The sequence below is a fragment of the Streptomyces sp. NPDC018029 genome (assembly GCF_044327655.1).
In the GTDB taxonomy this organism is placed as follows: Bacteria; Actinomycetota; Actinomycetes; order Streptomycetales; family Streptomycetaceae; genus Streptomyces.
In genome coordinates this window covers 58119-69842 of the sequence record NZ_JBIRFV010000014.1, presented here as the reverse complement: position 1 = coordinate 69842, position 11724 = coordinate 58119, and the positions used below count along the sequence as shown (strand labels likewise).

The window sequence follows — 11724 nt, the reverse complement described above, 5'->3', positions numbered from 1 at the left end:
GACGATGAGCCTGATCGGGGACGGCCTGGAGAAGGCGGTGCAGAAGGCGTTCACCCGCCCGGCGCCCAAGAGCGCGGGCCCGCAGATGCGGTACCTGGTCAAGCAGCTGGGCGGCACCAAGACGGTGGCCCAGATGCTGCGCATCTCCCAGCGCACCGTCGAGCGATACGTGAAGAACCAGATCAAAAAGCCCCGCCCCGACCTCGCCACGCGCCTGGAGCGCGAGGTGAAGAAGCGCTGGCAGCCCCAGATCCGGGCGAAGGCCAAGGCGAAGGCGGCGTCGACGGGCGGCATCGTCATCGACACCCGTGCCCGCATGGGCTACACCGCGCCGATCGGGTCAACCGACCAGGACCGCATCCGGCACCTGACCGTCGCCCTGCCCCCGCAGTACGCCGCCCGCCTCTTCGAGGCCCAGGAGCAGGGCGCCGGCGACGCCCGCCTCCAGGAGATCGCGGCCGAAGCGCTCAAGGAGGTCTACTTCCAGGACAACGGCCGCCGCGCCGGAAGCCTGGAGGAGGTCCGGTTCACGGACATCGAGCACCTCGAGTTCGACCTGTAGCAGCCGTACCCGGATCAGCCCGTGAGCCCCGGTGTGACTGAGCGCTTCAGTTGGCGAGTGAGCGTACGGGTTGGCGAGTTGAGCGGGCGGCTGTGACCGGGCGCGGCACATGCCCGGATGGACAACTCCGACGCACGAATTCGGCCCGACGGTCACGCCGAGCGCAAGCTGGCCCCGCCTGCGCGTGATACCACCCCGGCGTGAGGTGATCAGCGCAGCAGAAGAGCGCCGCGCACCTGCTCGTCGAAGATTTCGATCACCCGGTCGAAGACCGTCTGATCCTCGCCGGCACGAGCTGCGGCGAACTCCTTGCGGGACAGGCGTCGGACGGTCGGCGACCGGGCGAATTGGTCCTGCCAGGGCTGGATATCAGATGCTGAGGTCGAACAGGCCCCACGCGGTGAATGGCTCGGCCTGGACGTAGATCCTGCTTCCTCGGCTGACGACCCGCCGGCGGCGGGGAGCAGGGCCATTGGGCAGGGTGAGCACGCTGACCTCCGTTGGCTCGACCGATGTTCCGGTGAGCTCTCCGTGGGCGAGTCGGTCCCGCTCCTCGCCGTAGCCGCCGTAGAAGGTGACCCGCTCACCGCGTGCCCTTACCCGCGCTCCCGCTTACCGGGGTTCGTGCTTGCCACCAGGCACGCGCAACGCTCTCCAGGCCAAGGCGCTCAGCAGCGCGAGGGCAGCAGCGGCACTTCCGGTCGCTACCGCGAAGCCGGTGTCGAAGGCGTGCTCCGCACTGTTCAGCAGCCCATCACCGACCTTTCCCCCGACGCGCGCGGCCACTTCGGACGCGGCCCCCACCGAACTGCGCGCTGTCTCCCACTGCTGCGCCGAGGCGCTGGCCACTGGATCGAAGTCGGAGCGGTAGGCCAGGGAGAGCACGGTCCCGAAGAAGGAGAGTCCCAGCCCCGCCCCCAGAGAGAAGGCGGTCTCCTGAACGGCTCCGGCCTCACCGGTACGCTCAAGCCTCGCCGCACCCAGGATGGAGTCCGACCCCAACGTCATGACCGTCCCGGAGCCGAGCCCCACGACGACCAGGGCCGCGTAGTTGCCCGTGGCGCCGAACACCGCGAACGCCGCCAGTGCCAGCGCGCACAGCAGCAAGCCGCCGCACAAGCCACGATGGTGACCGAACCGCGCCGCGAAGCGCGGCGCCAGGGCCGCACCGACGGCGTTGGCGGCCGCCAGCGGCACCAGCGCCAGCCCCGCCCTCAAAGGCGAGTAGCCGTCCACGAGTTGGAAGCGCTGGGTGAGCAGGAACAACAGCGCGGTGTACGCCCCGTAACACCCCATGATGCACAGCGCCGACACAGAGAAACCACGGTCGGCGAACTGCGTGACGTCCAGCAGCGGATCAGCGATCCGGCGCTGCCGTACGACGAAACCGACCAGCAGCACTGCTCCGACGAGCCCGACCCCCCAGACGGCCGACGGCACCCCGTCATGCTCTCCCAACTGCTGAAAGGCAAACACCACGGCAGCGAGTCCGGCGGCCGACAGCACGGCACTGACCGCGTCCCATCGGTGCGGGCGGGGGTTGCGCGACTCCGGGACCAGCAGGGCGCCGCCGGCCAGGGCGAGCACCACGACCGGCACATTGACCAGGAAAACCGAACCCCACCAGAAGTGTTCGACCAGCACACCGCCCAACAGCGGGCCTACCGACACTCCCACGCTGTTCGCGGCGGTCCACAGGCCGACGGCCAGCGCCCGTTCGCGGCTGTCGGGAAAGAGAGCCCTGATGATCGCAGGCGTACTCGCCATGATCATCGCGCCCCCGACACCGAGGGCCGCCCGAGCGGCGATCAGCTGCACCGGCGTGACGGACAGCATGGCACCCACCGACGCGAGGCCGAAGACCGCGAAGCCACCCATCAGCATCCGCTTGCGGCCGAACCGGTCCCCGAGCGTCCCGCAGGTGATCAGCCCGGCAGCGACGGTAAGCGCATAGCTGTCGACGATCCAAAGGAGTTCGGCCCCGCTCGGCAAGAGCTCTCTGGAGATCGTCGGAACCGCCACATGCAGCACCGTCAGGTCCATCCCGACCATGAGCAGGCTGGCACACAGCACGCCCAGCGCTGCCCACCGGTGCGGCGTCGTCCGTTCAGTCTCTGTCAGCACACAACCACTGTGTGCTGTATGAAACTTGCGACACAAGTACGGTCTTGAATGTGCATCGGTGCCCTTCCGGCCCCATAGTGTCGCTCGGTATACCTGCTTACAGTGTTGGCCATGAGGCGAGTACGTGAGCGCGTGGACGAGATGGCCGACTGGTGCAACACCGAGGTCGTCCTGTCGGTCATCGGCGGGAAGTGGAAGCTGCTGATCCTCAGGTATCTCCTGTCAGGAACGCACCGATTCGGCGAACTCCAACGCAATATGCCGACAGTCACTCACCGGATGCTCGCCCGGCAGCTCCGGGAATTGGAGGACGACGGCCTCGTGTCACGAACGGTTTACCCCGAAGTCCCTCCACGGGTGGAGTATTCACTCACCGAGGCCGGGGAAAGCCTGCGGGAGACGATCGACCTGCTTGAAAGGTGGGGGAGTTGGTACCGAGGCCACCTGAAGACCGTGGCACAAAAACCCCGACCCCGCGGTTGCTGACACGAACTCAGCTTGATTCGACGGTGTCCGCCGTGGAGCTCACGCCAGTTCCGCCGCGACATACTGCGCACTGGCGTCCCCCAGCACGGCGCCTGCGCATCCTCGTCCCAAGGAAAGCAGCAGGACACCGGGCACTATCGACTGCGCCCGGCGCCCGGCCGCACCGGTGTCCATGATGCCGAAGCGGATCGTAAGGAGATCTGAGGTGGCTCAGTCGTGCAATATGTCACGGCAACTCGGTCGGCTGCTGTTTTCGATGCCGGGCAGAGGCAAGGCCGATACCGCAGCTGCTGCCGGTGAAGGGAACGGAACGGGACACGAAGGGAATTCCTTCTGAGTCGGGTCCTGTGGAGATTGAGGAGGAGCTGGGGGAACGGTCAGCGCGGGAGGGTTGGTAGTCCGCTGCCGGTCAGATGCCGGCTGACAGCACCGGCAGTGTCCATCACTGCTGAAGTGAAGCGGTCCCGCACCACGGTGCTGCGCAAGTGGCGGTGTGCGACAAGGAGAGTGACTGAGCCTGCTACGGTCGATCCCCGCCAGACCGGCGCAGCGAGGATGTCCCGGCCCATGACGGGGGAGGACCCAACGGCAAAGCCGTCCTCACGGATGCGTTGGAGAGATGGCCGAGCTGCAGTGGAGTCCCCCAGACAGGCCTGAATGACCCATCCGGACGCATCGGTCTCCAAAGGTGCGCGCCACAGAGCCTGAAGTGATGCGCGGGGAGCGGCACTTAGTTGATCCGCGCGCGCTCCGAGGGCTCTTTCTGCGTGCACGCGCAGCGGTCTGCCAAAGAGAATCGCCGCGTACGCCAGCGCGACCTGGCCGGTCCGCGACTGCAACGTGATCAACTCAGTACGAACGCCGGGTGAACTAAGCCCAGTTGGAGGGTCGTCGGCGAAATTGGGGGAGAAGTCGGCGAACAGATGCCGTGTCTCCACTAAGGCGTAGTGGCCGCGTGGGCCTTGCCGTTCCACCGCGCCTTCGCTCAGCAGTGCCTGCAGGCACCGGTGGGCCGTCGCCGTGGGCAAGCCGGCCCGCAGAGCGATGGCCGCCAGGGGATGAGTACCCGGACCCAATTGGCGCATCGTTCGCAGGATGGCGAGCGTGCGTCCCACAGCGCCGCCTGCCCGCTCCAGCGGTATGACGGCAGCACGATGCAGCATCACGAACTCCCCCTCGCGGTCGAGGACCGACGCGTCTCCCGTAGCGCGTGCAGATCCGAGCGGCCATTGTCGTCACCCTCGGGTGGCAGCCGCCAGGAACACTTTTTTCCGGCAGGGGAAAATCAGGAAATCCCTGTTCCTGTATATGGGCTTGCGCTACCCGGGCTCCGCGCGTAGGAGGAGGAATCTCGGAGACTCAGAGGGGCGAACGGCCGATGCCCTGGGCGGCCATGGTGCACACCCGCGCCAAGTGCGAATGGATCAAGAAGGGGCTGCCGCTCTGTCTCATCGACGACCCTGGCACGGGCAAGTCACACTCCGCCGATCGCGCTTGACGCCGAGCCGCAATGGTCGGTCGACCGGATCAAGTACGTGTTGGTGACGAAGCTGGTCAACGAGTAGGTGCAAGCTGCCGACGAGAAGCAGCTGACCAAGACCACCAACCGCTAGGGACGCGGCGACCTGCTGTGCATCGACGAGCTGGGCTTCATGGAACTCGACCGCCGCGGCGCCGTACGCCTCTTCAAGGTCATGACCGAACACGAGGAGAAGAACAGTGCCGCCATCACCTTCATGATGTCGCCGCCGAAGGTGAGACGGTCGACGAAGGCTGCGCGGAAACCGGCACCGACTCCTACCACCTCGTCACCACCGATCCCAAGCGGGGTGGTGCAACTGCCGACGGAACAACTGCCCTGGACGCAGTCGAGCTGCCGGTGGCGCGCGCGGGCCGAGTGGTAACCCTGCCATTGCCCTGTTGGCTCGGCCACCCCCAGGCGACGGCCCACTGCCACGTGCAGGCACTGGTCGTCGAGGGCTTGATGGAACGGCTGGCCGACTGGGCGTGGCCGGTGCCAGATATCGCCGTAGTGTCTCCTTCCTGCATCGCGCGGGGAGAATAGGGCTGGGCCTACGTTATGGCTCTCGGCGTAAAGGGACCGCACGGCCTGTTGGTGCCGAGCCGTTGCAGATCGACTATGGCGGAACGGAGTCACCGGTCGCGCCTCGCTACCGCGAGGTGCCCCACCAGCCGCCTGGCCTGGTGGACGATGCCACCGCGTTCCAGAAAGTCACCTGGCGACAAGGCAGCAAGGGTACTTGACCTTGCACTTTGCGGTGTTGCAGGTGAGGCCGCCGGGCAAGGAAGTCGGCCGTACTGCCCAACAGCAAGCCGGCGCGACACGGGCGATGGAACGGTGTGCTGCCACGTCGCGCTGGCGCGGCTGGCATCACTACGTCACCGGGCCGGCACCCGCACTGGACTTGCCACGGTTTCGCTGAGCCGAATCCGTGCGCGATCTCATCCGGTGAGCAAAATGTGCTCCGGCTCGGCAAGCTTGGTCATTGCGCTGCGGACTTGTGATGTCGTTTGATTCCTGTGCCTGCCGCGCCGTCTCGTAGCGGGGGGGAGCGGAAGCGCAGGTGCCGAACGCGGCCTCCCCCGGCCGCTGTTCTGGCTGGTGCTGCCCGCACTCCCGTACGGGCGGCACCACATGGCTGGTCGAGACCACGATGATCCCTGCTTCTGGCCAGGGAGCCCGGAGTTGGTGAGGCCGCCCTTCGCATCACGTAACACTTCGGGCATGGTTGGCGTTTGGGCATCCGGGCATCATGCGGGATCGTCGAGTGGCGGGGAGCACTTCGGGCGCGCGGTGATTGTCGGCCCTTCGCGGGTGTCGTGGAGGCGGGGGGCTATACGGAACCGAGACTTAGCGCGCCGCTTTGTGCCCGCTTGGTGGTGAGGCAGGGGTGAACACAAGGAAGATGAAGCGGGCGCCAGGAGAGGCAAGAGGCTGGGCGACGCACATCGTCACCATTCCGAACTGAGAAGGGGCATGCTTGTCGCAACAGCGGTCCTGTTCGCTGGAAACTCTGACCGTGTTGGTGAATCCTGCATGGCGCACAGGGCACGCATCTCCGTCGGGATGCACGTAGTCCATGCTGGGGTTGCGGTATATAGGGCCGACGACCGGATCCTCGTAAATCTCTCTGTCCAGGCGTTGGAGGTCTTCATTGTCCGGATGGGCGGCAACGGCGGTGCGCAGTTGCGACGCGGCCGCAGGGGCCCATTCCTTCTCCCAGTTCACCAAGTGATGCTCACGCGCTTCTTCACGCAGCAGCATCCATCGCATCAAGTTTCGTTCGGGCAGCGCTACCGGTCCGCCGGGCGTCTGCGGAAACATGTGGATGAACTCATCATTGGCTGCGAGGACGTTCCACGCTACGTCCACGATGAAGCACGGCTGCCCGGTGACGGTTCTCACGGCCTGGTGCCATGCCGGATAGACCGTCGTGCCGGCCATCGGATCCATGGGCGTGGGAGGTTGGTGCCCCAGAGAGTAGACGTACATGGCGGCCCGTTCGGACTCGTTCATGCGGAGAACTTTGGCCACGCTGTCGAGTAGTTCCGCAGTAGGTGACGCGATTTCGCCGCGCTCGAGATCGGCATAGGTGCGTTCAGATACGAACAGGGCCTGCGCTACCTGAGCCTGAGAGAGCCCGCTGGTGCGCCGACCTCGTCCCGTACGCAGGGGCCATCCGAGCTCTACCGGGTCTATCTGTGCTCTTTTCCACCGCAGCAACTGTCGCTGCGCGACCTTGTTCTCCATCACCCTAGAACTCTCCTCTTGATTCCCACGCACAGCAATTTGTTCTGCACCAGCCCTCCTGCTGTCCGTTCATGCCGCATTTCTTGGAGTCGCCCCTTGGCTGCTTGGGCCCGTGGCCCGGGGACACGAACGAGTGCCCAGCAACTCGTGCCCCTGCTCACTATGGGTGTCACACCAAACACTTAGCAACAAGCATCTTGCACGGTGCAGAGCAGTTTTCGCCCTGAGGGGCGGGCACCCTCTTCCCGTCCCTACACGGCAGGTGCGCGCTGTTGGTGACGTCGTGGGCCGTGCCGTTGTGGCTGTGTTACCAGCCGGTGGCCGGGGGGGGGATGGGTTGAGGTTGAGGGATGCGGGGCGGTGTGTGAGCCGACCTGATCTGCGGTGTGCGGTATGCCTCGCTGTCGAAGCCGGGCGGATGGCCGCCGGGTCGGCCTTGTCGCAGGCGGTGGCCGACATGGTCGGACGGCTGTGGGGTGACCGCACGGATACCTCGGCGCCGCAGACGGCTGCGGATGGCAGGTGACGCATACGCGCGGTCGGCCAGAACGGCCAGGAGCCGGGCCCGTGGCCTTCGCGGGCCGGCGTGGGGCAGGCGGATGCGGGATATCACCGTCTCGAAGGCGAGTGTCGGCGTACTCGCGCAAGTGCTCAGCAAGTACAGATTGCCGTGTAACGGATGCTCGGTGAATCAGCTCCAGTGGCCCTGCCCGCTCGTGTTGGCCACCCCGTCGCCCGCCCGCTGCCACGGGCGCAGCCGTCCGAGCACACCTCCAAGGCCGGGCACCGCACACCCGACGCAGGCCCTGCTGATGATGACCGACGCCGAAGCCGCCGATTGGCTCGCCGACACGGCGGCCGGGAAGAGCTGACCCCGAGCCGGGCACACCACGGGCCCCGGGGAATCAGCCATGACATCCCCGGTATCCGTATGGGTTCGCGCTGCCCAGCGACCGTGCGGCCTCGGCGTTACGTCGCAGCCGGCTCCGGCACTTCGAGAGCTTCGGCCACGCGACGGGCCATCGCGGCCACCTGCGGCGGCAGATAGCTGTCCAGCGAGTCGACGTCGGCGCACAGCCGCGCCTTCAGCCCGTGCAGAACAGCCTCGGTGAACAGCTTCTGCGGGTCGTCCTCCGGCTGCCTCGCCTGTTCTGCATGAGTCCGCCCGCTGTGGAACTGCATTCCGGGCCAACTCGCCGCCTCGCCCGCGCTGGCAGGCGCGTCCTCGCTCAGCAGACCCGCCAGATGCGCCCACTCGCCTTCCACGCTCCGGGACCCTCACGCCGGACCAGATTCGCCCGGGGGACGGGCCGGACCGCCAGGCCCGGCGGAGTCACCTCCCGGCGGGCGGAGCCCCCGGCTCGGGCCGGCCCCCCAGGCCAGGGCTGGACCTCCACCTCAAGCCCTGCCCCCAAGTCTCAAGCCCCGCCCCCCAAGACGGTCGAAGCCCCCCGCCCCGGCGGAGAGCCCGGGCAGCTATACAAGCCAGCTATACAAGCCAGCTATACAAGCCAGGTATACATGCCGGGTATACATGCCATGTAGAGTGCGCCGCATGTCAAGCAGTCGCGCCCGCACCGCACTTCTGGGGGCGGGAGAGTTCACCGTCGCCCGTCTCGGCCCGCTCGCCACGAAGATCCGTCCATGAACGCCCCCATCCTGGCCGCCACCCGCCTGCGCAAGGCCTACGGCTCGACCAACGCCCTGGATGGCGCCGACTTCAGCATCCGGCCGGGCGAGATCGTCGCCGTCATGGGTCCGTCGGGCTCCGGAAAGTCGACCCTCCTGCACTGCCTCGCCGGCATCGTCCTGCCCGACGCCGGCCGGGTCACGTACAAGGGCCGGGCCATGTCGACGCTGTCGGACGCCGGACGCAGCAGGCTGCGTCGGAGCGAGTTCGGGTTCCTCTTCCAATTCGGGCAGCTGGTGCCCGAACTGACGTGTCTGCAGAACGTGGCGCTGCCGCTGTGGCTGAACGGCACCCCCCGCAAGGACGCCATGCGCCGAGCCCTCGCATGGCTGGAGCGCCTGGAGATCGACCACCTCTCCCGCAGGCGTCCCGGAGAGATATCCGGCGGCCAGGGTCAGCGGGTCGCCCTCGCCCGCGCCCTCGTCGCGGAGCCCCGCGTCCTGTTCGCCGACGAACCGACCGGCGCCCTGGACTCCCTCACCGGCGAACTCGTCCTCGGACTGCTCACCGAAGCCGCCCATGACACGGGCGCGGCCGTCGTCCTGGTCACCCACGAGGCGCGTGTCGCCGCCCACTCCGACCGCGAGATCGTCGTACGCGACGGCAGGTCCCGGGACATGGAGCGCACCGCGTGAGGGGCGGCCACCGCACCCGCGACCGCCTGAAGCGCCGGCGCGCGGCCCGAAGCGAGGCCCGCACCAGCCCGGCGGCCTGGGCACGCGACCTCGCGTTCGGCGCCTGGTTCGCGGTGAGCGGCGGACGCCCGGCCTGGACCCGCACGCTGCTGACCGCCGTCGGCGTCGGCCTGGGCGTGGCCCTGCTGCTCCTCGCCTCCGCCGTTCCGGCCGTGCTGAGCGCCCGGGACGACCGCGGCGCGGCCCGCAACGACTTCGTGTACGGCACGCCGATGCGACCGACCGACGAGACGGTCGTCACCGGCGGCGCGAACACCACCTACCGGGGCCAGGACATCTACGGGCGGCTCGTCCGGCCGGACGGCGACAGGCCGGTCCTGCCGCCGGGCCTGGACGAACTGCCCGCCCCTGGCGAGATGGTCGTCTCCCCCGAACTCAAGAAACTGCTCCACTCCGCCGAGGGCGCCCTGCTCAAGAAGCGTCTGGACCATCGCGTCACCGGCACCATCGGCGAGGCGGGACTGCTCGGCCCACACGAACTGGCCTACTACGCGGGGGCGAACGACCTGACCCCGAAGGGCGACAACCCGACGCGGACCGACCACTTCGGCGGCCCGAGCCCCTCCGAGGGACTCGACTCGTTCCTCATGCTGCTGCTCGTCATCGCCATCGTGGTGCTGCTGATGCCGGTGGCGGTGCTCATCGCCGGGGCCGTCCGCTTCGGGGGCGAGCGCCGCGACCGGCGGCTGGCAGCGCTGCGCCTCGTCGGCTCGGACACCGCGACGATCCGGCGCATCGCGGCCGGTGAGGCCCTGGTGGGCGCGCTGACAGGACTCGCCGTGGGCCTCGGGCTCTTCGTGGGCGGACGGCGGCTCATCGGCACGGTCGAACTGTGGCGGATCAGCGTCTTCGCCTCCGACGTGGCCCCGGACCCGGTGCTCGCCGCGCTGATCGTGGTCGGCGTGCCGGTACTCGCCGTCGCCGTCACGTTGTTCGCGCTGCGCACCGTCGCCGTCGAACCGCTCGGCGTCGTACGGCACGCCGGTACGGTCAAGCGGCGGCTGTGGTGGCGGCTGCTGCTGCCGGCCGCCGGGGTGGCGCTGCTCTTCCCGATGATCGACGGCCTTGATCCGGAGATCCGGGTCAACGAACCGAAGATCGCGGTGGGCGCGATCCTGCTCCTCGCGGGGGTCACGGCGCTGCTGCCCTGGGCGATGGAGGCCGCCGTCGGACGGCTGCGGGGCGGTCCGCTGTCGCTGCAACTCGCCGGCCGGCGCCTGCAGGCGGACAGCGGCACGGCCGCACGCATGGTCAGCGGCATCACCCTCGCGGTGGCCGGAGCGATCGCCGTGCACATGCTGTTCTCGGGCCTGGAGAGCCGCTACACGCACACCACCGGCCGCAGCCCGGTCCGCGGCGAGCTGCGGATCACCGGGGCGTACGAGGGTGAGAACCGGCAGCGCGAGGACCTGGCCGCCCTGCGGGCCACGCCCGGCGTGACATCCGCCCTGACCTACACGCTCGGCCATGCCGCCGAGCCCGGCAGCGACGCGCCCGGAGCCTTCGTGATCGTCGGTGACTGCGCGAGCCTGCGGCAGGTCGTCGAGGCCCCAGGCTGCCGGCCCGGCAGTGTCTACACCGTCGCCGACGAGTTGGGCGAGGACCCCCTGAAGGGCGGCGTGTACACCCCCGACCCGGGCGAACAGGTCGACCTGGCCGCCTCGGAGGAGGGTTCCCCGAAGGCCGCGCCCAAGCTGTGGACCGTCCCCGCCACCGCCCGTGCCACACAGGTGGTGCCGGACCCGGCGGGGTCCTTCACGACCGGCGTCTTCACCACGCCCGAGGCGATCAGGACCCGCGACCTGGCGGACGCCGGCACGGAACTGCTGGTGAAGCTGGACCCTGCCGACCGCGACGCGGCCGAGCGAGTCCGCAACACCGCCGCGCGGATCGACCCCTTGCTCGAGGTCCAAGAGAACGTGGAGAACGAACAGGCACCGGAGTTCAGGAACATCAAGCGCGGCCTGTTCATCGGTGCGACCGTCACGCTGCTGCTGATCGGCGCGAGCATGCTCGTGATCATGCTGGACCAGCTCCGTGAGCGGAGGAAGCTGCTCGCGGTGCTCGTCGCCTTCGGCACCCCGCGCTCGACGCTCGGCCTGTCGGTGCTGTGGCAGACCGCGCTGCCGGTCCTGCTCGGCCTGACCCTGGCCGTCGTCGGCGGCCTGGGCCTCGGCTCGATGCTGCTGAAGATGGCGGGCCTGCCGCTCGCGGTGTCCTGGGGCGGCATTGCGGGAATGGCCGGGATCGGTGGCGGAGTCGTCCTCCTGGTCACGCTGCTGAGCCTGCCGGCGATGTGGCGCATGATGCGTCCCGACGGCCTGCGCGACGAATGAGACGAATGACCGGACGCTCGAACGCTCGCTCACGCCACCCGGCGGAGAACGACAGCCCG

General features: G+C 68.4%; 10 protein-coding genes and 1 pseudogene. 5 read left to right on the top strand and 6 right to left on the bottom strand.

Features of this window, described 5'->3' with window-relative positions:
- The first annotated feature begins 4 nt into the window (after positions 1 to 4).
- Positions 5 to 562, top strand: coding sequence for a telomere-protecting terminal protein Tpg (tpg, locus tag ACH4D5_RS34120; protein ID WP_398310441.1), 558 nt, complete (start codon positions 5 to 7; stop codon positions 560 to 562).
- A gap of 612 nt (positions 563 to 1174) precedes the next feature.
- Here the strand turns inward: tpg and ACH4D5_RS34115 are convergent.
- Entirely contained in the window at positions 1175 to 2686 is a 1512-nt protein-coding gene (locus ACH4D5_RS34115; RefSeq protein ID WP_398310439.1) for an MFS transporter, read from the bottom strand.
- 111 nt (positions 2687 to 2797) lie between these two features.
- Here ACH4D5_RS34115 and ACH4D5_RS34110 point away from each other — a divergent pair, with 111 nt between their 5' ends.
- Positions 2798 to 3172 (top strand): winged helix-turn-helix transcriptional regulator, encoded by a 375-nt coding sequence (locus tag ACH4D5_RS34110; protein ID WP_398310437.1) that lies wholly within the window; start codon positions 2798 to 2800, stop codon positions 3170 to 3172.
- Positions 3173 to 3549: 377 nt separating this feature from the next.
- On the opposite strand, the gene ACH4D5_RS34105 is transcribed toward ACH4D5_RS34110, so the two are convergent.
- On the bottom strand, positions 3550 to 4335 hold the full coding sequence (locus tag ACH4D5_RS34105; protein ID WP_398310798.1) for a helix-turn-helix domain-containing protein: 786 nt from the start codon (positions 4333 to 4335) through the stop codon (positions 3550 to 3552).
- A gap of 489 nt (positions 4336 to 4824) precedes the next feature.
- Between ACH4D5_RS34105 and ACH4D5_RS34100 the strand changes: the two genes are divergently transcribed.
- The gene (locus ACH4D5_RS34100) at positions 4825 to 5076 is read left to right on the top strand and encodes a hypothetical protein (RefSeq protein WP_398310434.1); all 252 of its coding nucleotides are present in this window, start codon (positions 4825 to 4827) and stop codon (positions 5074 to 5076) included.
- Positions 5077 to 6044: 968 nt separating this feature from the next.
- Here the strand turns inward: ACH4D5_RS34100 and ACH4D5_RS34095 are convergent.
- From ACH4D5_RS34095 to ACH4D5_RS34080, 4 genes and pseudogenes are all read right to left on the bottom strand, one after another.
- Positions 6045 to 6944 (bottom strand): helix-turn-helix transcriptional regulator, encoded by a 900-nt coding sequence (locus tag ACH4D5_RS34095; RefSeq protein WP_398310795.1) that lies wholly within the window; start codon positions 6942 to 6944, stop codon positions 6045 to 6047.
- A 388-nt stretch (positions 6945 to 7332) separates the two neighbouring features.
- Positions 7333 to 7569, bottom strand: a pseudogene (locus ACH4D5_RS34090) (IS5/IS1182 family transposase); the annotation flags it as partial.
- 66 nt (positions 7570 to 7635) lie between these two features.
- On the bottom strand, positions 7636 to 7857 hold the full coding sequence (locus ACH4D5_RS34085; RefSeq protein WP_398310431.1) for a hypothetical protein: 222 nt from the start codon (positions 7855 to 7857) through the stop codon (positions 7636 to 7638).
- A 56-nt stretch (positions 7858 to 7913) separates the two neighbouring features.
- Positions 7914 to 8210, bottom strand: coding sequence for a hypothetical protein (locus tag ACH4D5_RS34080; protein ID WP_398310428.1), 297 nt, complete (start codon positions 8208 to 8210; stop codon positions 7914 to 7916).
- A gap of 378 nt (positions 8211 to 8588) precedes the next feature.
- On the opposite strand from ACH4D5_RS34080, the gene ACH4D5_RS34075 reads away from it, so the two are divergent.
- Both ACH4D5_RS34075 and ACH4D5_RS34070 read left to right on the top strand, forming a co-directional pair.
- Complete coding sequence (locus ACH4D5_RS34075) at positions 8589 to 9269, top strand: ABC transporter ATP-binding protein (protein WP_398310425.1); 681 nt, start codon at positions 8589 to 8591, stop codon at positions 9267 to 9269.
- Positions 9266 to 11665: an FtsX-like permease family protein gene (locus tag ACH4D5_RS34070; RefSeq protein WP_398310422.1), complete on the top strand. Its 2400-nt coding sequence runs from the start codon at positions 9266 to 9268 to the stop codon at positions 11663 to 11665. The genes ACH4D5_RS34075 and ACH4D5_RS34070 overlap by 4 nt, the downstream gene beginning before the upstream one ends.
- The last annotated feature ends 59 nt before the right edge of the window (positions 11666 to 11724 follow it).